The sequence below is a fragment of the Vreelandella aquamarina genome (assembly GCF_900110265.1).
Lineage (GTDB): Bacteria > Pseudomonadota > Gammaproteobacteria > Pseudomonadales > Halomonadaceae > Vreelandella > Vreelandella aquamarina.
Genome location: NZ_FODB01000025.1, coordinates 1 through 21,945 on the forward strand (window position 1 = coordinate 1; position 21,945 = coordinate 21,945).

At 56.7% G+C, this 21,945-nt stretch carries 20 protein-coding genes, 3 tRNA genes and 3 pseudogenes; 15 read left to right on the forward strand and 11 right to left on the reverse strand.

Annotated elements, in window-relative coordinates; genetic code table 11:
- Both BMY49_RS08500 and BMY49_RS08505 read right to left on the reverse strand, forming a co-directional pair.
- A partial coding sequence (locus BMY49_RS08500) for a transposase (RefSeq protein ID WP_143058119.1) occupies nt 1-259 on the reverse strand: 259 nt, incomplete at its 3' end.
- 64 nt (nt 260-323) lie between these two features.
- A pseudogene (locus BMY49_RS08505) lies at nt 324-548 on the reverse strand (succinylglutamate desuccinylase); the annotation flags it as partial.
- 87 nt (nt 549-635) lie between these two features.
- On the opposite strand from BMY49_RS08505, the gene BMY49_RS08510 reads away from it, so the two are divergent.
- Together BMY49_RS08510 and wrbA are read left to right on the forward strand one after the other, a co-directional pair.
- On the forward strand, nt 636-869 hold the full coding sequence (locus tag BMY49_RS08510) for a hypothetical protein (RefSeq protein WP_143058120.1): 234 nt from the start codon (nt 636-638) through the stop codon (nt 867-869).
- 23 nt (nt 870-892) lie between these two features.
- Nucleotides 893-1,492, forward strand: a complete 600-nt coding sequence (wrbA, locus tag BMY49_RS08515) for an NAD(P)H:quinone oxidoreductase (protein WP_044628470.1) — start codon at nt 893-895, stop codon at nt 1,490-1,492.
- Between the two features lie 93 nt (nt 1,493-1,585).
- Here wrbA and BMY49_RS08520 read toward each other — a convergent pair whose 3' ends face one another.
- The gene (locus BMY49_RS08520; RefSeq protein ID WP_089675389.1) at nt 1,586-2,659 is read right to left on the reverse strand and encodes a tartrate dehydrogenase; all 1,074 of its coding nucleotides are present in this window, start codon (nt 2,657-2,659) and stop codon (nt 1,586-1,588) included.
- Nucleotides 2,660-2,789: 130 nt separating this feature from the next.
- Here BMY49_RS08520 and BMY49_RS08525 point away from each other — a divergent pair, with 130 nt between their 5' ends.
- On the forward strand, nt 2,790-3,707 hold the full coding sequence (locus BMY49_RS08525) for a LysR family transcriptional regulator (protein WP_089675390.1): 918 nt from the start codon (nt 2,790-2,792) through the stop codon (nt 3,705-3,707).
- 13 nt (nt 3,708-3,720) lie between these two features.
- On the opposite strand, the gene BMY49_RS08530 is transcribed toward BMY49_RS08525, so the two are convergent.
- On the reverse strand, nt 3,721-4,254 hold the full coding sequence (locus BMY49_RS08530) for a lipocalin family protein (RefSeq protein WP_089675391.1): 534 nt from the start codon (nt 4,252-4,254) through the stop codon (nt 3,721-3,723).
- 193 nt (nt 4,255-4,447) lie between these two features.
- Here BMY49_RS08530 and BMY49_RS08535 point away from each other — a divergent pair, with 193 nt between their 5' ends.
- Complete coding sequence (locus tag BMY49_RS08535; protein ID WP_074210304.1) at nt 4,448-4,876, forward strand: secondary thiamine-phosphate synthase enzyme YjbQ; 429 nt, start codon at nt 4,448-4,450, stop codon at nt 4,874-4,876.
- A 183-nt stretch (nt 4,877-5,059) separates the two neighbouring features.
- Here BMY49_RS08535 and BMY49_RS08540 read toward each other — a convergent pair.
- Nucleotides 5,060-5,287 (reverse strand): annotated as a pseudogene (locus tag BMY49_RS08540) (TauD/TfdA family dioxygenase); the annotation flags it as partial.
- A gap of 71 nt (nt 5,288-5,358) precedes the next feature.
- Here BMY49_RS08540 and BMY49_RS08545 point away from each other — a divergent pair.
- The 4 genes and pseudogenes from BMY49_RS08545 to BMY49_RS08560 form a co-directional block, all read left to right on the forward strand.
- Nucleotides 5,359-5,487 (forward strand): annotated as a pseudogene (locus tag BMY49_RS08545) (LysR family transcriptional regulator); the annotation flags it as partial.
- A 103-nt stretch (nt 5,488-5,590) separates the two neighbouring features.
- The gene (locus tag BMY49_RS08550; RefSeq protein WP_089675392.1) at nt 5,591-7,042 is read left to right on the forward strand and encodes an alanine/glycine:cation symporter family protein; all 1,452 of its coding nucleotides are present in this window, start codon (nt 5,591-5,593) and stop codon (nt 7,040-7,042) included.
- 183 nt (nt 7,043-7,225) lie between these two features.
- A complete protein-coding gene (locus tag BMY49_RS08555) occupies nt 7,226-7,834 on the forward strand; it encodes an FMN-dependent NADH-azoreductase (RefSeq protein WP_062361695.1) in 609 nt (202 codons plus the stop codon).
- A 29-nt stretch (nt 7,835-7,863) separates the two neighbouring features.
- Entirely contained in the window at nt 7,864-8,166 is a 303-nt protein-coding gene (locus tag BMY49_RS08560; protein ID WP_058577101.1) for an MGMT family protein, read from the forward strand.
- Nucleotides 8,167-8,291: 125 nt separating this feature from the next.
- Here BMY49_RS08560 and BMY49_RS08565 read toward each other — a convergent pair whose 3' ends face one another.
- Together BMY49_RS08565 and BMY49_RS08570 are read right to left on the reverse strand one after the other, a co-directional pair.
- The gene (locus BMY49_RS08565; RefSeq protein ID WP_062372754.1) at nt 8,292-9,860 is read right to left on the reverse strand and encodes a bifunctional GNAT family N-acetyltransferase/carbon-nitrogen hydrolase family protein; all 1,569 of its coding nucleotides are present in this window, start codon (nt 9,858-9,860) and stop codon (nt 8,292-8,294) included.
- A gap of 43 nt (nt 9,861-9,903) precedes the next feature.
- Nucleotides 9,904-10,821: a DMT family transporter gene (locus BMY49_RS08570; RefSeq protein ID WP_044628479.1), complete on the reverse strand. Its 918-nt coding sequence runs from the start codon at nt 10,819-10,821 to the stop codon at nt 9,904-9,906.
- A 231-nt stretch (nt 10,822-11,052) separates the two neighbouring features.
- Between BMY49_RS08570 and BMY49_RS08575 the strand changes: the two genes are divergently transcribed.
- From BMY49_RS08575 to BMY49_RS08595, 5 genes are all read left to right on the forward strand, one after another.
- The gene (locus tag BMY49_RS08575; protein ID WP_089675393.1) at nt 11,053-13,074 is read left to right on the forward strand and encodes an NADPH-dependent 2,4-dienoyl-CoA reductase; all 2,022 of its coding nucleotides are present in this window, start codon (nt 11,053-11,055) and stop codon (nt 13,072-13,074) included.
- Between the two features lie 139 nt (nt 13,075-13,213).
- Entirely contained in the window at nt 13,214-14,266 is a 1,053-nt protein-coding gene (locus tag BMY49_RS08580; protein ID WP_044628481.1) for a threonine aldolase family protein, read from the forward strand.
- 265 nt (nt 14,267-14,531) lie between these two features.
- A complete protein-coding gene (locus BMY49_RS08585) occupies nt 14,532-16,454 on the forward strand; it encodes a PrkA family serine protein kinase (protein ID WP_044628482.1) in 1,923 nt (640 codons plus the stop codon).
- 69 nt (nt 16,455-16,523) lie between these two features.
- Nucleotides 16,524-17,813, forward strand: coding sequence for a YeaH/YhbH family protein (locus BMY49_RS08590; protein ID WP_054641071.1), 1,290 nt, complete (start codon nt 16,524-16,526; stop codon nt 17,811-17,813).
- Between the two features lie 20 nt (nt 17,814-17,833).
- On the forward strand, nt 17,834-19,396 hold the full coding sequence (locus tag BMY49_RS08595; protein ID WP_089675394.1) for a SpoVR family protein: 1,563 nt from the start codon (nt 17,834-17,836) through the stop codon (nt 19,394-19,396).
- A 76-nt stretch (nt 19,397-19,472) separates the two neighbouring features.
- Here BMY49_RS08595 and BMY49_RS08600 read toward each other — a convergent pair whose 3' ends face one another.
- Nucleotides 19,473-19,787: a high-potential iron-sulfur protein gene (locus BMY49_RS08600; RefSeq protein ID WP_044628485.1), complete on the reverse strand. Its 315-nt coding sequence runs from the start codon at nt 19,785-19,787 to the stop codon at nt 19,473-19,475.
- Nucleotides 19,788-20,039: 252 nt separating this feature from the next.
- Here BMY49_RS08600 and BMY49_RS08605 point away from each other — a divergent pair, with 252 nt between their 5' ends.
- On the forward strand, nt 20,040-20,315 hold the full coding sequence (locus BMY49_RS08605; RefSeq protein WP_044628486.1) for an Lrp/AsnC family transcriptional regulator: 276 nt from the start codon (nt 20,040-20,042) through the stop codon (nt 20,313-20,315).
- A gap of 78 nt (nt 20,316-20,393) precedes the next feature.
- The gene (locus BMY49_RS08610; protein ID WP_062372763.1) at nt 20,394-21,242 is read left to right on the forward strand and encodes a DNA/RNA non-specific endonuclease; all 849 of its coding nucleotides are present in this window, start codon (nt 20,394-20,396) and stop codon (nt 21,240-21,242) included.
- A 230-nt stretch (nt 21,243-21,472) separates the two neighbouring features.
- On the opposite strand, the gene BMY49_RS08615 is transcribed toward BMY49_RS08610, so the two are convergent.
- The 3 genes from BMY49_RS08615 to BMY49_RS08625 all read right to left on the reverse strand — a co-directional run bounded on the left by BMY49_RS08615 (nt 21,473) and on the right by BMY49_RS08625 (nt 21,880).
- Nucleotides 21,473-21,559: transfer RNA gene (locus tag BMY49_RS08615), tRNA-Leu, on the reverse strand.
- Nucleotides 21,560-21,620: 61 nt separating this feature from the next.
- Nucleotides 21,621-21,707: transfer RNA gene (locus tag BMY49_RS08620), tRNA-Leu, on the reverse strand.
- An 86-nt stretch (nt 21,708-21,793) separates the two neighbouring features.
- Nucleotides 21,794-21,880 (reverse strand) — tRNA-Leu (locus BMY49_RS08625).
- Nucleotides 21,881-21,945 lie beyond the last annotated feature (65 nt).

Here is a 21,945-nt window from a genome sequence, read left to right on the forward strand (position 1 = left end):
CCGAGTCATAGGTGGCACGCTCGATCTTGCGGCTGGAGACCACCCCGGTGGCGTAGCCGTAGATCAGCAGGCTCAGTAGCACCGCCGGGTGATGTGCCTTGGAACCCCGCCCCATGTAACGCCGGGTCAACGTCGAGAGGTCCAGTTGTTCGACAACATCGACAACGAACCGCGCCAGGTGACCATCGGGCAACCACTCGTCTACCGAAGGCGGCAGCAGGTAATCGGTCTGGCGATCCACAGGGATGAAGCGGCTCATGGCGATCTTCTCAGCTCGGCGATGACGGTGGTCAGTATCTCACGGTGCAACGGAAAGTCCGACAGGCTGCTAGAGCGCTGAGCCAGTCGCCAAGGAGTTCCACAGGAGCGGTTTCGTTACCGTGTATCGCCGCAGAAAACACACAGGCGCGGGCCTCTGGGCGCAAAATATTGGGCGTTAGTTCCAGAACACCTGGCCCATGAAGATGGTAAGTGCCGCTTGGGAAGCGGCCGATGCGCGGGGAAGGGCGTTCGCCGTCAAGCGTCCAGTCGAGCCATTGGCCTAGCATGAAAGTGTCCTTAAGCATGGGCATTCGCTTTTTGTTACCCTACCTTTACCACGCTGGCCGTTGACCACAAGTGGGGACGTCGTTCGCGTGAAAATGGTCGGTGGGAAGATGAAAGTTGTTGGTACAAAAAACGCTTATGGCAGATCGCTACAAGCGTTTTCAGGCCCAGCGCTTTTAGTGCTGAAGTGGCACAAGTGCAAGGTCGGCACATCGATGAAATCGAAGCGCGGCGTCGAAAACATTCGCTTTTATCTACGCTTAACTGCGCTATGTTTCAATGAGTTTTCACTGCCCGCTGTGGGCAACCTGTCTGATGCTTGAATGCAAGTCCAAAGGAGTGAGTAATGACGAAGGTACTGGTACTTTATTATTCCATGTATGGACATATCGATACCTTAGCAGCCGCTGTGGCGGAGGGGGCAAAGGGTGTTGATGGCGTAGAGGTCACGGTCAAACGCGTGCCCGAAACTATGCCGGAAGAGGTGTTCAAAAACGCGGGCGGCAAGCAGGATTTCACCACGCCGGAAGCCACGCCCCAAGAGCTGGCCGATTACGATGCCATCATCTTCGGCACGCCCACTCGCTTTGGCAACATGGCCGGCCAGATGCGTACCTTCCTCGACCAAACCGGTGGTTTGTGGGCCAACGGCGCGCTGCGTGGCAAGGTGGCGAGCGTATTCACCTCGACCGGTACCGGCGGTGGCGACGAGATGACCATTACCTCCACCTGGACCACCCTGGCCCACCACGGCATGGTCATCGTGCCGATTGGCTACGGCATTGAAGAGCAGTTTGATATTTCGAAAGTAAGCGGCGGCACGCCCTATGGTGCTGCAACGCTGGCCGGCGGTGATGGCTCCCGCCAGCCGGATGACCGCGAGCTGAAAATTGCCCGCTTCCAGGGTAAACACGTGGCTGAAATTGCCGCTAAGCTGGCGAGTTAATCGTTAGCTAAAAATGCTAGCTGAAAACGAGCAACGCCTCACTGTTAATGCAGCGAGGCGTTGCTCGTTATGGGGCGTTGTTTTTATAGGGGATTAGCCGCCAATCCGCTCGGCAATGGCGTTCCCTAGGCTTACCGTAGTGCCCTGGCCACCTACGTCGCGGGTGAGCACTTGGCTATCGCCTTCGCCCAGCACGGCTTCGATGGCCTCGACCATGGCGTCGGCGGCTTCCTTGTGTCCCAGATGTTCCAACATCATGGCGCCTGACCAGATTTGGCCGATGGGGTTGGCAATGCCCTTGCCCGCAATGTCGGGTGCGCTGCCATGAACCGGCTCGAACAGGCTGGGGAATTTGCCTTCCGGGTTGATGTTGGCGGAGGGCGCAATGCCGATGGTGCCGGTGCAGGCCGGGCCTAAGTCGGAAAGAATATCGCCAAACAGGTTGCTGCCTACCACTACATCAAACCAGTCCGGGTGCAGCACAAAGTTGGCGGTCAAAATATCAATGTGGAACTTATCCACGGCGATCTCTGGGTACTGCTTGGCCATTTCGGCCACGCGTTCATCCCAGTAGGGCATGGTGATGGAGATACCGTTGGACTTCGTGGCCGAGGTAAGCTTTTTACGCGGGCGGGTTTGCGCTAGATCGAAGGCGTACTTCAGCACGCGGTCCACGCCGGTACGGCTCATCACCGTTTCCTGAATGACGATTTCACGCTCGGTGCCTTCGAACATCTTCCCGCCGATACTGGAGTATTCGCCTTCGGTGTTTTCACGCACCACGTAGAAGTCGATATCCCCCGGAGCGCGACCGGCCAGCGGGCTCTTGATGCCCGGCATCAGTTTGCAGGGGCGCAGATTGATGTATTGATCGAACTGGCGGCGGAACTGCAGCAGCGAACCCCATAGCGAAATATGGTCCGGCACTTTTTCTGGCCAGCCCACCGCTCCATAGAACAGCGCGTCAAAGCCTTTGAGCTGCTCAAACCAGTCGTCGGGCAGCATCTTGCCGTGTTCCAGGTAGTAGTCGCAGCTACCAAACTCAAACGTGGTGAATTCCAGGTCGATATTGAAGCGCTTGGCGGTGGCTTCTAGTGCGCGGATGCCTTCTGGCATCACTTCGGTACCGATACCGTCGCCAGCGATGACTGCAATACGATGGGCCATGGGGGCTCCTTGTTTTATTAGACGTCACAAAATAGCAGGGCGTGTTTTCGTGGTATGAGTGTAGCGCCTGTTGGCGACGAGATAATCAGGCTACTATGCAAGCTATTGTTGCCTTAAAGTGAAGAATCACATGATGCTGGATGACCTCGCCTTTTTTCAGCAGCTGGCCCGGGCAGGGAGCTTAACCGCCACCGCCCGAGAGCTGGGGCTGTCACTCTCGGCCGTCAGCAAACGCTTAAAGCAGCTAGAAGCCCGGCTTGGCGTGACGCTGGCGGCGCGTACCACTCGCCGCTTGACGCTGACCGCCGAGGGGGAGCGCTATCTCACTCAAGGTGGGCTGATTTTAGAAGAGCTGCAAACGCTGGAGAGCGCACTCAGCGATACCGCGAGCCAAGGGCTTACTGGACGGCTGCGGGTCAACGCGACCTTTGGCTTTGGCAGGCGGCATATTGCGCCACTGCTCTCACATTTTTGCGCAGAACACCCGGCGGTGGAGAGCTGGCTGGAACTGACGAATTTCCCACTCAATTTAAGCGATCACGGTTTTGATGTGGGGATTCGCATTGGCGAGCCGCCGGATTCGCGCCTAGTCGCCAAGCGTATTCTGCCCAACCGGCGAGTGCTGTGCGCCTCGCCAAGCTATATGGCGAAAATGCCCGCGCTGAACGTGCCGAGCGATCTTGCCCAACACAGCTGCCTGGTAATTCGTGAAAACGATAGCGACTTCCCACTATGGCGCTTTGAGCATCGCCACTCGACGCAGCGCCAGGCGGTGAAAGTTAGCGGGCAACTGGCCAGTAACGACGGCGAGGTGATTACCCGCTTAGCGCTGGATGGCCACGGCGTGATGCTGCGCTCCTGGTGGGATGTGAACGAACACTTGGCTAGCGGCGCGCTGCACACGCTGCTGCCCGATTGGCAGGGCGTGCGCGCTGACTTTTATGCCGTGTTTGAGCACCGCCGCCATATACCGACGCGCATTAGCGCCTTCATTGATTTTTTACAGCGGGAAATGGCGGGCAGGGTGCCCGCCTTGCCCAATGGCTGACAGGCGGGGTGCGCTAGCGGCCTGGGCAGGTTTGGTCCTGCACCACGTCAATCAGCTCATCGGTGGGGAAGTCCAGCTCGGCGGCGCGCTGGCGCAGGCGCTGCTCCACGTCGCCTTCAAGGGTTGGCGTGCGGGCCAGAATCCATAGGTAGTCGCGGTTGGGGCCTGCCACCAATGCCCACTGGTAGTCGTCATCTAGCTCAAGGACGTTATAGCCGCCGTAAAACGGGCCAAAGAAGCTGACCTTCAGCCGCCCAACGCTCTCATCATCAATAAAGTAGGCGCGCCCCTCGGCTTCATCCCAGGCTTGCTCTTCCAGGTTGTAGCCCCGGTTGATTACCTTAACGCCGCCATCGTCACGCAGGCTGTAGGTAGCTGTGACGCAGTCCAACCCCTCTTCAAAGGAGTGATCCAGGCGGGCAATTTCGTACCACTCGCCCAAATAGCGCTCTAGCTCAAAACCAGAGACGGGTTCGGTGCCATCGGGAATACCGGTGCAGCCGATCAGCAGTGTGCCGGTAGCGGCAACCGCTGCCAGCGTGGCCATGCTCCTTGGCCGCCATGCGGATTTCATCATCTCGCTCCTTGGTGAACACTTGAACAATAAACATTAAATCTATCAGTGTGGGGCACTGCGTGCGATGGTCCCTTGCTGGGGGCTACACGGCAAGCAGAGGAAATAGGCTATGGTATGTCTGTTACCGTATCCTCTTAACAATGCTGATAACAAAGGAGTGATTATGTGGCATCAACAAGAGATTCACTTGCCGGAAATGCCTCGGGGCTTTCACCTGATTACCGATGAGATTGTCAGGGCGCTGCCCTGTTTGGCAGAGTGCCACCAAGGGCTGCTGCATTTACAGCTGATGCACACTTCCGCCTCGTTAACGCTCAATGAAAACACCGACCCAGATGTTCGTCATGATCTGGATGCCTTTATTCGCCGCTTAGTGCCCGAAGGGCTGAGCTACTTCCAGCACACCTTAGAAGGCCCTGATGACATGCCTGCCCATGTGGCCTCTAGCCTGCTAGGCACTCAGCTTAGCCTTGCGGTACGCGATGGCCGCTTAGCCCTTGGCACCTGGCAAGGGGTGTGGTTAGGTGAGCACCGTGAACAGGGTGGTTCGCGCCGCTTACTGGCCACATTGAACGGCTGTACTGCGCCCTAGCGGCAGTCCATTGAATGACTTTTTTGAGATAAGCGCCCCAGGCCGGGACGCCGAAATCGAGCGTGGCGTCATCAGCAAGGGCGGCTTGGGTGGTAACGCCTGCCAAGCTTAGGGCAATGGTAGAAACGAGTGGACGGGTTAAACGCGTCATGGAAGGGGATCTTCTTGCTTAGGTTATTGTGATTACGCGGTGGTACGAGCGAGAACACGCAGGCGCGAAGCCAGCATATCGCGGTCTAGATAGGTGCCCTGAAGATGGTGAGCACCGCTATTGGGATCGAACTCCCTGCGGCCGTGAAGCACGCGACGATTATCGAACGCCACCATCTGGCCCGGTTTTAAGGTGAACTCCAACTGATGGGCATCGCTGTGGAAGAGTTGCCACAGCACTTTATAAGCGCGGTACCAAGCCTAATGCCAGTCAGGCTTAACTGACTGGCATTAGCCCCAAAGACTTTGTTTAATTTATAGGTAGCTTTTTCATGAGCCAATTACCACCGCTGTTATGGCCACAAGCCTTTGAGTCTGCTGTCCGCACCCTGAGCTTTACTGCCGCCGGTAGTGAGTTGGGAGTTACCCAGGTGGCCATCAGTCAGCGTATTCGGTTGTTAGTTTTTTTTGCTGATAATGAGTAAATTCACCAATTTTCTTGCCATTTTGGTGCAACCGTGAAGAATGATGCGCCTTCTTTGTTTTAAAAAAGGTGTGTTTGGTATGGATTTTACTCTTCCTCCCCTGTTGACCGCGATGGTGGACCGCGGTAATGGGCTGTTATGGGGCAGTGTGCTGATTTACCTGCTCATCGGTGCCGGCCTCTATTTCACGGTCATGACCCGTGCTATTCAAATTCGTTATTTCGGACATATGTTCAAGCTGCTGCGCGGCTCCCGGCAGTCCAACGGCGGTATTTCCTCGTTCCAGGCGCTCTCTACCAGTCTCGCCGCGCGGGTGGGCACGGGTAACCTAGCGGGCGTTGCGGTGGCGATCTACTTCGGCGGCCCAGGCGCGATTTTCTGGATGTGGATGACCGCGATGGTGGGTATGGCCACCAGCTTTGTAGAATCCACGCTGGCCCAGGCGTACAAAACCTACCATGGCGATAACACCTTTCGTGGTGGCCCGGCGCGCTACATCGAACGCGGCCTGGGGCTGCGCTGGCTGGCGGTCCTGTTTTCGATCTGCCTGATTATTGCGTTTGGGCTGGCGTTCAACAGCGTACAGGCCAACTCCATCGCCCAGGCCATGGAGCAGGCATTTGCCATTCCCACCTGGGTCATGGGGTTAGTCTTGATGGCCATCGTCGCGCCGATTATTTTCGGTGGTTTGAAGTCGATTGCTAAAGTGGCTGAGCTGGTAGTGCCGCTGATGGCACTGCTGTACCTGATCTTGGCGCTGGTCGTTGTGGCGCTCAATATCAACGACCTGCCCGCTGCCATCATGACGATCGTGCAGAGCGCTTTTGGTATCGAGCAGGCCGCTGGTGGGGCGATGGGCTATGCCATTTCCCAAGCGATTATGAACGGCATTCAGCGCGGCTTGTTCTCTAACGAAGCGGGTATGGGGTCTGCGCCTAATGCGGCAGCGACTGCCAGCACCCGCCCGGATCATCCGGCGGCTCAGGGTTTTATTCAAATGCTGGGTGTTTTTCTGGATACCCTGGTGATCTGTACCGCGACGGCAGCAATCATCATTATGGCTGGGCCGGAGCTGCTGGCAGGTGAGAACAGCAACGGTATCCAGCTAACGCAGATGGCGCTCTCCAGCCACGTAGGAGACTGGGGCGGCATGTTTATCGCCATCGCTATTCTGTTGTTTGCCTTTACCTCGGTGATTGCCAACTACTCCTACGGCGAATCCAACATTGAGTATCTGGCAGGCCGCCGTGCGCCGGTGGCGGTGATGATTTACCGCTTTGCCGTGCTAGGCATGATCATGGTGGGTTCCGTAGCCAGCCTTGGCGCGATCTGGAATTTTGCGGATCTCTCCATGGGTATGATGGCGATCATCAACCTGGTGGCGATTCTGCTGCTATCGCCCATTGCCTTTGCGCTGTTCAAAGATTACGACACGCAGCTCAAGGCGGGTAAAGAACCGGTCTTCGACCCCAGCCAGTTCCCGAAACTGGCCAAAAAGGTCGATCCCAACGCGTGGCCTAAGCAGAAGTAACAGGCGCGAGTTAAGTGCTTAACGCCCCGCTTCACGTTGCCAAAGTGCAGCGTGGGCGGGGCGTTTTCATGAGGTCAGAAGGTTCGATTTTGTCGAATGAAACTCGGAAAACGTTGCGCTTTTGCTCACCGAAAAGCGCCGTAGAATAGCGCCCAACCTTCTCTCTGTTTTTAAGGAATTTTCATGACCACTCGTGCCCTGTTAGTGACCTCTTCTATCCTCGGCGACAACGGCCAGTCCAACGCGCTGGCGAGCCATTTTCAGCAGCAGGCCGCTGCACGTGATGGCGTCGCCGTGACCCACCGCGATGTCGTTGCCAACGCGCTGCCGCACCTTGCTATCGAAGAGCTGGGTGCGTGGCAGACCCCGGCTGACGAGCGCACCACCGAGCAACAGGCGCTGGCCGCGCACTCGGATGAGCTGCTGGCAGAGCTGCGCGCTAACGACGTGCTGGTACTGGCGGTGCCGATGTACAACCTGGGCATTCCCACCCAGCTGAAAGCGTGGTTTGACCGCGTGCTGCGCGCCGGTGAAACGTTTCGCTACACCGAAAACGGCCCCCAGGGGCTGATCGAAGGCAAGCGAGCTATCATTCTGGCCGCTCGTGGCGGTCAATACGCGGGCACCGAGTTCGATAGCCAAACGCCGCACCTGAAAACCATGTTGGGCCTGATGGGCATTAGCGATGTGGAAGTGGTGTTTGCTGAAGGTTTGAACATGGGCGACGCTCACCGCGATGCTGCCCTGAAAGAAGCCTTCCAAGCCATTGATCAGCTTGTCGAAGCGCTCTAAACCAACGCCATAAGCCAAACGAGGTTGTCATGCCACGCCCGGAACTGCTCGAACAGATTTACACTATTGTCGATCAAATTCCGGCGGGGCGGGTGACGACCTATGGCCGCATTGCCAAGATGACCGAAGGAGCAACGGCGCGCATGGTGGGGTCGGCCATGCGTCACCTGCCCGAGGGGCATCAGCTACCCTGGCATCGTGTCATTTCCGCGTCACTCAAACTGGCTGACCACGGCGGCGCGGCACGCCAGCACGAAAAGCTGCGTGCCGAGGGCGTCGCGTTCGATGCCAAAGGCCGCGTGCCGAGCCACCTTGTTTGGCCGGATGAGTAGCTCTTGGGTGAGTGGTTAATAGGGAGGTGTGAATAGAAAGCTGTGAATAGCGATTTGTGAATGACAAAACGCCGCCCGGTGGGCGGCGTTGGCGTACTTATGCGTAGTGGCTCGCAGGTTGAGCGTTAGTCTTCTTGCCTACTGCCGGACTTCAGCGACCAGTCCCGCCAGCGCAGGTCGAAGAGATCCTTGCGGCGGTCCTTGAGGTTGGTGACCGAGCCTTCTGCACGCACTACGGTCAGGCGGGTCAAGTCCAGGTCCGAGAAGATGATCATCTCGGTGTTGGGCGTGGTTTCGGCCAGCACTGCGTCATGGGGGAAGGCAAAGTCGGAGGGGGTGAATACCGCCGACTGGGCATACTGGATATCCAGGTTCTCGATGGACGGCAGGTTGCCGACGCTTCCGCAGATGACCACGTAGCACTCGTTCTCGATAGCCCGAGCCTGAGCGCAGTGGCGTACCCGAAGGTAGCCATTTTTGGTGTCGACCCAGAACGGCACGAACAGAATGTCCATGTCCTGGTCGGCCAGCAGGCGGCCCAGTTCCGGGAATTCCACGTCGTAGCAGATCAGGATGCCGACACGGCCTGCATCGGTATCGAACACCTGCAGATCGTCGCCGCCTTCGATCACCCAGTCGCGCCGCTCCTGCGGGGTGATATGCAGCTTGGACTGTTTCTCCACCTCGCCGTCCCGATGGAACAGGTAAGCCACGTTATAAAGACGGTCATCCTCACCCACCTCGATCATCGAACCACCGACGATGTTGATGTTGTAGGACACCGCCATCCGCGACAGCTCGCTCTTGAAACGGTCGGTGAAGCCCGCCAAAAAGCGGATGGCAGCGGTCTGGTCTTTCTGCGCGGCGCGATCCTGCAGGCCCATGAGTGGCGTGGTGAACAGCTCCGGGAAAACGGCAAAGTCGCTTTGATAATCCGACAACGCATCGACGAAATACTCGATTTGCTGCAGCGCAGCCTCCACGGAGGCGAACTCACGCATTTGCCACTGCACCGCGCCCACGCGTACCTGAGTGGGGCGAGTGTCTAGCACGTTTTCAGCGGGCTCGAACAGAATATTGTTCCACTCCAACAGCGTGGCGTAGCCACGCGACTGCTCGTCTTCCGGCAGGTACTTGCGTAACAGACGTTTGACCTGGAAGTCGTTGGCAAGCTGGAACGACAGAATCGGGTCGTAAATCTCTTTGCGGGAGACTTTGTCGATGTACTGGGCCGGGGTTAGCTCGCTGGCGTGCTGGTGATACTCGGGAATACGTCCGCCCGCCAAAATAGCCCGCAGGTTGAGCGAACGGCACAGCTCTTTACGCGCTTCGTATAGGCGGCGGCCCAGGCGGTAGCCGCGATAGTCTGGGTGGATCAGTACATCCAGCCCGTACATGGCATCGCCTTCCGGATTGTTCAGGATGATTTCACGATGGCCGATCAAATCGTCGTATTTGTGCGGGTTGGAGAACTCGTCGTAATCCACCTGCACGGTGAGGGCGACGCCCACCAGTACGCCGTCGTCTTCAATGGCAATCTGGCCGTCGGGAAACTCCTGGATCAGCTTATCGATGGTGTGCTTAGGCCAAGCGCCACCAATATCGTGATACACCGCATCCATCAGCGATTTCAGCTGCTCGTAGTCGTCGCTGGTGAGGTTACGCAGATTGAGGTGCAGGTCTTCTAGGGACATAGGTCAGGGGTTCCCATTCATAAAATGAAGTTGGCCTATTGTATCACTGCTGTACGCTTTGCGTTTTACGGGCGGCTGCCGCGCGTACCAACGGACGTGTCAGCGTTTGCGCCATGATCACCCCGGCAAGGATTAACAGCCCACCTATAAAGTGGAACCCCGATACCTGTTCACCCAGTAACGCCATGGCAATCAGCGCGCTAAATAGCGGCATAAGGTTGATAAAGATACTCGCCTGGTTAGCGCCGATTTGGCGGACCGCTCGCATCCACAAGAACGTGGTAATAACGGAAGCAGGAATGCCTGCGTACAGGATCAGCCAAACGTTCTTCCCATCCACCGGCGTCATGGGGCCCATCAAGTAGGGTGGCAGCAAGAACAACACGGCAAAACAGACCTGGGCATAGAGCATGACCCAAGGAGGCAGATTCATCGCCCAGCGTTTGAGCATCACGCCATAAAGCGCATAGCAGGTGGCGGCGACCACCATTAACGCGTCGCCCTGCGCCACCTCTAACTGCAGCAGAGAAAGTGGGTTGCCGCGGCCCAGCAGCACGGTGACGCCGATAAAGGCGAGCACGCCGCCTACGACGCCGCCTAATGTGGGTGGTTCCTTCAAAATTAGCGCGCTCAATAGCACCGTGAGCAGCGGCACCATTGCTGCAAGAATGCCCATATTGGTGGCGGTGGTAGTTTCAGCAGCGATATAAGCCAGCCCCTGCCATAGCCCCATCCCTAAAAGCCCTAGCAGAGCGAGCTTTGGCCAGTTACGCACGATCTCATCTTTGTGACGCAGTACGGCCGGCAGCACAAAAGGAGTCATGACGACGAGGGCGAGCAGCCAGCGTAAAAACGCGATACTGCTAGGAGCAATGGCATCTACCGAAAGCTGGTTGATGGTCATATTGCCGGACCATATCAGTACGGTGGCCAGCGGCGGTAAAAAGTAAATCAATGGCATAGCACATTCCCTAGATTCAATCCCTGATCGTTAGCCGGTTAATTTGACGCGCTTTGCCGCCAGGGGCAAGGGGGAAGGTAGTCGATATAGCGACTATCGTCTGGATAAAAAGGCGATACAGTTGCGTGGTAAAAGTCTGTACGTAGCCAGCGCTATGTCATACGCTTGTTTGAATGTGAGTGGCAAGCCATTGATTGCACGCCGTACTAATAACAGTGAAGGAGCACCGTGATGCGCCAAGCGCCAGCTTATCCGCACCTATTTCGTCCATTAACCGTGGGACATTTAACGCTGCCTAACCGCGTATTGATGGGGTCCATGCACACCAATTTAGAAGAAGCGCCGAATGGCTTTGAGCGCTTGGCAGCGTTCTATGCAGAGCGCGCGCGTGCAGGGGTAAGCCTGATTGTGACGGGTGGCATTGCGCCCAATGCCGAAGGGGCGGTATTTCAAGGTGCCAACGCGCTGACAGAGGAGTCTCAAGTGGCGGAGCACCGCCACGTTGTCGACGCGGTACATGCCGCCGGTGGGCACCTATGCATGCAAATTTTGCATGCCGGGCGCTACGCTTACTCACCAGAGCTGGTGGCCCCCTCGGCGCTGCAAGCCCCCATCAACCCGTTCACCCCCCGAGCGCTCTCCAGTGAAGAGGTAGAGCAGCAGATTGCCGACTATGTTCGCTGCGCTACGCTCGCCCAGCAGGCGGGCTACGACGGCGTAGAGGTCATGGGCTCGGAAGGCTATTTGATCAACCAGTTTATTTGCCGCCGCACCAACCAGCGTGACGACGACTGGGGCGGCGATTTTGAGCGGCGTATGCGTTTCCCTGTCGAGATCGTCAAGCGTATTCGCCAAGCGGTTGGCGAGCGCTTCCTGCTGATCTTCCGCCTGTCGATGATTGATCTGGTGGAAGAGGGCAGCTCCTGGGAAGAGGTCGTACAACTGGGCCAGGCCATTGAAGCCGCTGGCGCGAACGTCATCAATACCGGCATTGGCTGGCACGAGGCACGGGTGCCGACCATCGTGACCAGCGTGCCCCGGGCCGCGTTTACCGAAGTCACCCGCCGCATTCGCGCGGCGCTGTCGATTCCGCTGATTACCACCAACCGCATCAATATGCCGGAGGTGGCTGAGCGCGTACTGGCCGAGGGCCATGCGGATATGGTGTCGATGGCGCGTCCGTTTTTGGCTGACCCCGAGTGGGTGCGTAAAGCCGAGGCGGGCTTGGCGAAGGAGATCAATACCTGCATCGCCTGTAACCAGGCCTGCTTGGATCACACCTTTATGGGCAAGCTGACTTCCTGCTTGGTCAACCCCCGTGCCTGCCACGAAACCGAGATCACTCTGGCGCCTGCGCAAACACCTAAGCGGGTAGCGGTGGTCGGCGGCGGCCCAGCGGGGCTTGCCACAGCAGTAGCGGCGGCCAGTCGTGGGCATGCCGTGGTGCTCTTTGAGCGGCGCAGCGAGTTGGGTGGGCAGTTTAACTACGCTCGCAAAATCCCCGGTAAAGAAGAGTTTAACGAAACTCTGCGCTACTTCCGCGTCATGCTCGAAAAGCACGCGGTGGACGTGCGCTTAAACACCGAAGCCACTGTAGGCGCCCTGGCAGATTTTGACGAAATCGTGATTGCCACGGGGGTGGTGCCCCGTGAACTGGCGTTACCTGGGGCCGACCACCCCAGCGTGCTGAGCTATGCAGACGCCATTGAGCAGCCTGAACGAGTAGGCAAGCGCGTGGCGGTGATTGGGGCAGGCGGCATTGGTTTTGATGTTTCGGAGCTGCTTTCCCACGAGGGGCACCCCACCATGGAGGTGGCCGCATGGTGCGATGAGTGGGGCGTGGATTTAGCAGTGGGCGAACGGGGCGGCTTAAAAGCGCCGCAGCCGCCACGTTCACCGCGCAGCATTGTGATGCTGCAGCGAAAAAGCTCTAAGCCAGGCAAAAACCTGGGTAAAACCACGGGTTGGGTGCATCGTGCCTCGTTAAAGCAGCGTGGCGTAGAAACACTGGCCGGCTGCGAGTATGTGCGCATCGACGATGCGGGCTTACACATCCGCCGCGAAGGGCAAGAGCAGGTGGTCGAGGTGGACACCATTGTGGTGTGCGCAGGCCAAGAGTCGGTACGCGACTTGATTTCGCCGCTGGCCCAAGCGGGTAGCCGCGTGCATGTGATTGGCGGCGCAGATGAAGCGGCCGAATTGGATGCCAAGCGCGCTATTGATCAAGGCACCCGGCTGGCGGCCTCGCTGTAACTCGCATGGGGGCGTGACGTTAACGCTAAAATGGCGATAGACTGATGGATCACCCTAACTACTAAGCCACGTTAGGGATTTAAGGCGCGGGTGGCACCCAGCCTGCGCCGCACGACCGTCAGACAAAAGGATTATCGTCATGCCCTCGGAGTGTACCCCACGATTTTTAGCCAGTGATAATACCTCCGGTATCTGCCCGGAGGCGATGCAGTATTTACTCGAAGCCAACCAGGCGGATGACCTCGCCTACGGCAATGACCGCTGGACCGCCCGCGCCGCCGACCGTTTTCGGGAAATGTTCGACTACGATTGCGACGTGTTCTTCGTGTTCAACGGAACTGCAGCCAACTCATTGGCGCTCTCCGCGATGGGGCGCAGCTACCACAGCGTGATTTGCCATGAGCTGGCGCATATTGAAACCGATGAGTGTGGTGGGCCGGAGTTTTTCTCCAACGGCGCCAAGCTGCTGACTTCACCAGGGGCGAACGGCAAACTCACGCCGCAAGGAATTGAAGCGCTGGTGACCAAGCGCAGCGATATCCACTACCCGAAACCGAAAGTCGTCTCGCTCACCCAGGCTACCGAAGTAGGCACCGTCTACTCCCGCGAAGAGCTGCTGGCCATTCGCGCCATGGCAGATAAGCATGACCTTCGGCTGCACATGGACGGTGCACGCTTTGCCAATGCTTGTGCAAGCCTCAATGCATCGCCAGCAGAGCTGACATGGCAAGTGGGCGTCGATGCACTGTGCTTCTCGGGCACCAAGAACGGCTTGGCGTTTGGCGAGGCAATCCTGTTCTTCAATCGCGAGCTGGCGGAAGACTTCTCCTACCGATGCAAGCAGGCGGGGCAGCTAGCATCGAAAATGCGCTACGTATCAGCGCCCTGGCTGGGCCTGCTGGAAAGCGGTGCTTGGCTAACCAATGCCGAACATGCCAACGCCATGGCGCGTTATCTATCGGAAGGGCTACAGGCGTTGCCGGGTGTTTCGCTGATGTTCCCCACCCAGGCCAACAGCGTATTCGTTGAATTGCCACCTCACGCCATCGAAGCGTTGAAAGCCAAAGGATGGACCTTTTATACCTTCATCGGTGCCGGCGGAGCGCGGTTCGTCTGCGCTTGGAACACCACCGTTGAATTGCTCGATCAGCTGTTGGCCGATGTGAAAGCCGTGCTTGACGTTCGTGCTTGAGCATTACCGCCGCTAAAAACTGCTCTGACGTTGAGCTCTCAAGCGCCGCCTTCTCAGGCGGCGCGTTGCATTGTGGGGTTGCCACAATATTTCACGCAACTAACCCCCTGTTGCTGTGCTCATATCGTTAACAGCGCTGCGTTGAAGGTTTAGTCATCACTTTTTGCTAATGCTGACTACGCTGATAGAGCGACACCTCAAATAGCACGCCGCCTGGGGTATTGGCTTGGCGGTCGCGCTGGGGGATGGGCCACAGGAGAGTTCCATGAGCATCTTTGATCACGTTCAAGACCGATTTGCCCGCGTTCAGCAAGAGGACATGAGCCTTGAGGAGTACTTGGCGCTTTGTCGCCGCGACCCTAAGGTGTATGCCAGCGCCGCAGAGCGCATGCTGGAAGCGATAGGCGAGCCTGAAGTGATCGACACGGCGAAAGACCCGCGTCTATCACGTATTTTCTCGAATAAGGTGATCCGCCGCTATCCCGCTTTCGCCGAGTTTCATGGGATGGAAGAAGCCATTGAGCAGATTGTGGCGTACTTCCGCCACGCGGCCCAAGGCTTGGAAGAGCGCAAGCAGATTCTTTATCTACTGGGGCCGGTCGGTGGCGGTAAATCGTCACTAGCCGAGCGCCTGAAGCTATTGATGGAGCGCATTCCCTTCTATGCCATCAAAGGATCGCCGGTCTATGAATCGCCGCTTGGACTGTTCTCACCGGAAGAGGATGGTGAGCTGCTGGAGCAGGAGTACGGCATTCCCGGGCGCTACCTGCGCAGCGTGATGTCGCCCTGGGCGGCTAAACGCTTAAAAGAGTACGGTGGTGATATTTCCCAGTTCCGGGTGGTGCGCCTCTACCCATCGCGGCTGAATCAAATTGCCATCTCCAAAACTGAGCCGGGGGATGAGAACAATCAGGATATCTCATCACTGGTCGGCAAAGTCGATATTCGTCAGCTGGAGCTTTACTCCCAAGACGATCCGGATGCCTACAGCTTCTCCGGCGGGCTGTGCCGTGCCAACCAGGGGCTGATGGAGTTTGTGGAGATGTTCAAGGCTCCCATCAAGGTGCTCCACCCGCTGCTGACCGCTACCCAAGAGGGCAACTACAACCCTACCGAGGGCATGGGCGCGATTCCTTTCGATGGCGTGATTCTGGCCCACTCCAACGAGTCCGAATGGCAGGCGTTTCGTAACAACCGCAATAACGAGGCGTTTCTGGATCGTGTCTATATCGTCAAAGTACCCTACTGCCTGCGGGTGTCGGAAGAGATCAAGATCTATCAAAAGCTGTTGGAAGACTCCTCCCTCAGCGCCGCGCCCTGCGCGCCGGATACGCTGCGCATGCTGGCGCAGTTCTCAGTGCTGTCGCGGCTCAAGGTGCCGGAGAACTCCAGTATCTACTCCAAAATGCGGGTGTATGACGGGGAGAACCTGAAGGACACCGACCCACGCGCCAAGTCGATTCAAGAGTACCGCGATGCGGCTGGGGTCGATGAAGGTATGCAAGGGCTCTCTACCCGCTTTGCCTTCAAGATTCTGTCGAAAGTGTTCAACTTCGACAGTACGGAGGTCGCGGCTAACCCGGTTCATCTGCTTTACGTGCTGGAGCAGGCGCTGGAGCGCGAGCAGCTGCCGTCCGAAGTATTCGAGCGCTACTTGGGCTTTATCAAAGAGTTTCTGGCCCCGCGCTATGTGGACTTTATCGGCAAGGAGATTCAAACCGCTTATCTCGAGTCCTACAGCGAGTACGGTCAGAACATCTTCGATCGCTATGTCACCTACGCCGATTTCTGGATTCAAGATCAGGAGTATCGTGATCCCGAGACAGGCGAGCTGCTCAACCGCCAATCGCTGAATGAAGAGCTTGAGAAGATCGAGAAGCCAGCAGGCATTTCCAACCCGAAAGACTTCCGCCATGAAGTGGTGAACTTCGTACTGCGGGCGCGGGCGCAAAATAACGGTATGAACCCTAGCTGGCAGTCTTACGAGAAGCTGAAAGGCGTCATCGAACATAAGATGTTTGCCAACACCGAAGAGCTTTTGCCGGTGATTTCCTTCAACGCCAAAGCGTCGAAGTCGGATCAGAAAAAGCACGAGGATTTCGTGGCGCGCATGGTGGACCGTGGCTATACCGAGAAACAGGTGCGGCTGCTTTCAGAGTGGTATTTGCGCGTGCGTAAGTCTCAGTAGCGGGCTGCTTGGCCCGCATACAAGAGCGCCACGATTCGGCGCTTAAGATCGAGGTGTTGAGGAGGTCGAATGACCTACTTTATTGATCGCAGACCTAACGCTAAGCATAAAAGCGCGGTCAATCGGCAGCGCTTTTTGGAGCGTTACCGCAAGCACATCAAGCGCTCGGTGGAGGAGGCGGTCAACCGCCGCTCCATCACCGACATGGAGCGCGGCGAGAAAATATCGATTCCCACCAAGGACATTTCCGAACCCGTGTTTCAGCACGGGCCGGGCGGGGCACGCAACATCGTCGCGCCGGGTAATAAGGAGTTTTTGGAAGGTGACAAAATCCGTCGACCTAGCGGCCAAGGGGGTGGTGGCGGTGCCGAGGAAGGCGGCGCTTCTAACCAAGGAGAGGGGAACGACGAGTTTGCGTTTACCCTTAGCCGCGAGGAGTTTCTGGAGTTCGTCTTCGATGGCTTGGAGCTTCCCCATTTACAACGCAAGCCGCTAAAGTCGCTGGAAGAGATCAAAATGGTGCGGGCAGGGCTTGCGCGAGATGGGGTGCCGTCACGCATCAGTATTACCCGATCGATGCGCGAGGCTTATGCACGGCGCATCGCCATGCGTGCACCCATCAAGCGTGCTTTGAAGGAAGCCCAAGAAGCGCTAGCGGCCGAGGAGCGTAAAGACCCGGTACTGCGTAATCCTGCTCGCGTCGTGGAGCTCAAGGCCGAGATCGAACGGCTGGAAAAACGTATCGACGCCATTCCCTTCATCGATACCTACGATTTGCGCTATCACCAGCTCGCCGCCCAGCCACAACCATCGAGCCAAGCGGTGATGTTTTGTGTCATGGACGTGTCGGGCTCCATGACGCAGAACCATAAAGACATCGCCAAACGCTTTTTCTTACTGCTCTATCTTTTTTTAGAAAAGCATTACGAGAAAGTCGAGCTAGTGTTCGTGCGCCACCATACGGCTGCTAGAGAGGTGAATGAAGAGGAGTTCTTTTACTCGCGAGAAACCGGCGGCACCATCGTCTCCAGCGCGCTGAACCTGGTCAACAAGATCATCGAAAAACGCTACCCCGCCGGGCAATGGAATCTCTACGTGGCCCAGGCATCCGATGGCGACAACTGGGACGACGACTCCAACATCTGTCGTGATCTGCTGGTAAAGCAGTTGATGCCCCAGCTGCAGTATTACGCCTACGTGGAGATTACCCCGCACGATCATCAGTCGTTGTGGCACGAGTACGAAACCGTAGCAGCACAGTTTCCCGAGCGGTTTGCCATGCGCCAGATCGTCGATGCGGGAGATATCTACCCCGTTTTTCGTGAGCTATTCAAGCGCCGCATGAGCCAAGAGCGGTAGTGCGAGTCGAGGAGTGCGCCATGAGTGTAAACCGCAAGCCCATCGCCACTGGGTCGGACTGGAATTTCAGCGTGCTGGAGCGTTTTGATGAGGAGCTCGCCAGGCTCGCCGATGAGTATCGGCTGGATACCTATCCCAATCAAATTGAGGTGATTACCACCGAGCAAATGATGGATGCCTACGCCAGCGTCGGCATGCCAGTGGGATATCACCACTGGTCATTCGGTAAGCAGTTTCTCTCTGTGGAGCAGGCCTACAAACGTGGACAAATGGGGCTTGCCTATGAGCTGGTCATCAACTCCAACCCCTGCATTGCGTACCTGATGGAGGAGAATACCTTGATGATGCAGGTGCTGGTCATTGCTCATGCCTGCTACGGTCATAACTCCTTCTTCAAGGGCAACTACCTATTCCGCACGTGGACCGATGCGGAATCCATCGTCGATTACCTCGTGTTCGCCCGAAAATACATCGCCCAGTGCGAAGAGCGCCACGGCGTGCACGCCGTCGAGCAGCTCTTGGATGCCTGCCATGCGCTACAAAACTATGGAGTAGACCGCTACAAGCGGCCATCACCCATCTCGGCCGAGGAAGAGGCCAAACGTCAGGATGAGCGTGAAGCGTACCTGCAAACCCAGGTCAACATGTTGTGGCGAACGATCCCCGAGCCGCCAGCTGGCGTTGCGCCGCTCCCGGGAAGCCTGCACAGCGACGATGATCCCTTAGGGCTGCATACGGGGGGGCGCTATCCCTCCGAGCCCCAGGAGAACCTGCTCTACTTCATCGAAAAGAATGCCCCGCTGCTGGCCCCTTGGCAGCGTGAAATCGTGCGTATCGTGCGTAAGTTGGCCCAGTACTTTTACCCACAGCGGCAAACCCAGGTCATGAACGAAGGGTGGGCGTGTTTCTGGCACTACACGCTAATGAATCGGCTTTACGATGAGGGTAAGGTCGATGAAGGACTAATGCTGGAGTTCTTACAGTCCCACGCGGCGGTCATCAATCAGCCGGGGTTCGATAGCCCCTATTACAGCGGGCTGAACCCTTACGCACTGGGCTTTGCCATCTTCATGGACATCAAACGGATATGCGATGCGCCGACGGCTGAAGACCGCGAGTGGTTTCCCGATATTGCAGGTAGCCCCTGGCGGGAAACCCTTGAGTTCGCGATGCGCAACTTTAAGGATGAATCCTTCATACAGCAGTTCTTGTCACCTAAGGTGATTCGCGACTTAAAGCTGTTTTTAATTGTCGATGACGACCAGGTAGAGATGCTTGAGGTTGCTGCTATTCACGATGACCGTGGCTACAAACGCATACGTGAAGCGCTTTCAAGCCAATATGCTCTGTCGGTGCGTGAGCCGAATATTCAGGTGGTAGAAGCTGCCATTCGCGGTGATCGCTCATTAACGCTGCATCACATTCAGGATAGTCGTCGGCCACTGGGGAGAAGTGTCTATCCGGTGATTCGCCATTTACAGCAGCTATGGGGCTTCCCTGTACACTTGGTATCCATGGAAGATGGGAAAGTCACCCGCCGTTATCACTGGCCGGTAGAGGAGGAGAGCAAAGGGGCTGGCTAAAAACAGTGACCCCGCGCAGGGCGCGGGGTCATGGATATCGCAGTAGCCTAAGGTTTGCTTACACCTTGGGGGTTGCTTACGCTTTGGCCGTCCACGATTGGCACCAGCCTTCCGGTGCAACGCTGTTTTCTGGGAAGAGCTGGCAACCTTCGGTGTCTGCATTGAAGAACATGCAGTTAGAGCAGAGTTCGCCCTCTTCATAAGCGGGATGGTCACTCGCATCGCTGGCCACTTCGACGTAGTTAAGCGCCTGAGCGGTAGGAGAGGACGGATCCAGACGCGGCAGTTCCTGAGCAAAAGCACTCTTCGACAGAATGCCAGCACCAAACGGTAGGGCAGCGAGGCCCAGCACACTGTTACGCATGAACTTACGACGGCTCTGATTAGCCATGGTGTCTCCTTATCGTCACGGTCTGACGTTTTGCTACGGTTGTCGGGTGGTGATCCACCTCTTAATACTCCGACAAGTCTTATAAATCGGAGGTCTACGGTACATGCTAGCGCATGCTCAAAATTAGTGCGAATAACCTTATAAATAGCGCGACAATTAGCCACGCTGTCAGGCAGCGCTTGGCCGTACCTAGCAGGCTGCTATACTCGCCCCGTAGCGTGATATCCACAAGACATGATTAGTGAGGGCGCCATGCAAAACGCAGTGATCTTGATTAATACCGAAAAAGGCCAAGTAAAGGCAGTGGCTGAACGCCTAGCCGATGTGGAAGGGATCAGCGAAGTGTACTCCACCTGCGGCCGTTACGACCTAGTCGCCATTGCTCGCACCCGCGATTTTGAGAGCCTAGCGGAGCTGGTGACCGAGCGCCTAAATGCCGTAGAAGGGATTAGTGATACCGAAACGCTGAATGCCATGCAGGTTCACTCTCGTCACGACTTGGAAACCATGTTTTCACTCGGCTGGTAACGTTAGCTACCTACTAAAAAAACATACTGGTCTATCTAAAAAGCTTGTAGGGGAGTGACTCCGTTGGGGAAATCGCTTGTGCACTGGCGTCGTCAGGGGCGACGCCTGGGCATCGCTGTGCTGTTTGTAATAGTGGGAACCGGGTTGTGGGAATTCCAGGGGCGCCAACATCAAGATGCCTATACCTGGCAAGGCGTGCCCACTTGGGAGGAGTTTCGCCCCACCACGTTTCATCGCGTTTTACGCAACGATGGCTTTTTAGTGGGATGGTCGGATGTTCGTGTCGGTGCGCTATGGGTGAGCTATCAAGTGAAGGCCGTACCGGACAATACCCGGATCGGCGGGCGGCCCAACTTTCAGGCTGACTGGCGCACGCTATGGCCGGTGGATACTGATAGCTACTCAGGGAGCGGCTACGACCGCGGGCATCTGGCGCCTAACTACGCTATTGCTGCCGTGCATGGGCGTAGTGCGCAAATCGACACCTTCTTAATGAGTAATATCACTCCGCAGCGGCCCAACTTAAATCGCCAACTGTGGCAGCGTTTAGAAGAGTCGGTGATGGACCACTTCGCGCCGCGTTTTGAGCGCTTACAGGTGATCACCGGGCCGATCTACCCTGAGCGCTTTATGGATAACGTGTTTAACCGCGTCGGCTTTGTGGAAGTGCCTCAGGCGTTCTACAAAATTATCGTTGCGCCTCACGACGAAGCGCCTTTAGCGCTGGCATTTATTATGCCCCAAGACGTCAGAGGCAATGAGCCGCTGGATGACTACCTCGTCACCATTGATGATATCGAAGCGCAAACGGGACTGAACTTCTTTCCTGACTTAACCCCTACCATGGAAGCCGTGCTAGAAGGCGAGCTGCGGACACAAGGATGGGCGCTGGAAGAAATTGCTCGCCGCCCTGGGCGCTATCAATAAGCACGGAGATGCATTAACCAGCAATCACGGCGGGCGAAGCCGCATTAATGTTTCGCCCGCTTGACATGTTTGGCAAGTAAGTTAAGGCGGTAGGGTGCAATCGCAGTCATGAAGATAAGACGCAAAAAAGCGCCATACAAAGATGGTTCTCTATTAAGAATAACTCTGAGCGAGGTATTTATTGAATATCTATTAGGAAGATAAAGAGTGATGCGGACGGGACCATAAAATGGTGCCCAGGAGAGGACTTGAACCTCCACGTCCATACGGACACTAGCACCTGAAGCTAGCGCGTCTACCAATTCCGCCACCTGGGCGCATCATTCTTTTTACAACTAAAATTTTACAACTAAAACAGTTGTAGCGTCTGTATTCGTATGGTGCCCAGGAGAGGACTTGAACCTCCACGTCCATACGGACACTAGCACCTGAAGCTAGCGCGTCTACCAATTCCGCCACCTGGGCGAATACAAACTAACTGCTTTCACATCTACTTCTTGCTTGCCGCTGCACCTTACGACTTCATGAAAAGGGGATAACATGAAGTGGTTTGGTGCCCAGAAGAGGACTTGAACCTCCACGACCATACGGTCACTAGCACCTGAAGCTAGCGCGTCTACCAATTCCGCCATCTGGGCAAGTGGCGCGTATGATACCGAGGCCGTGGTTAAATGCAAGCCCCAAGGTGCTTTTTTTAATACTG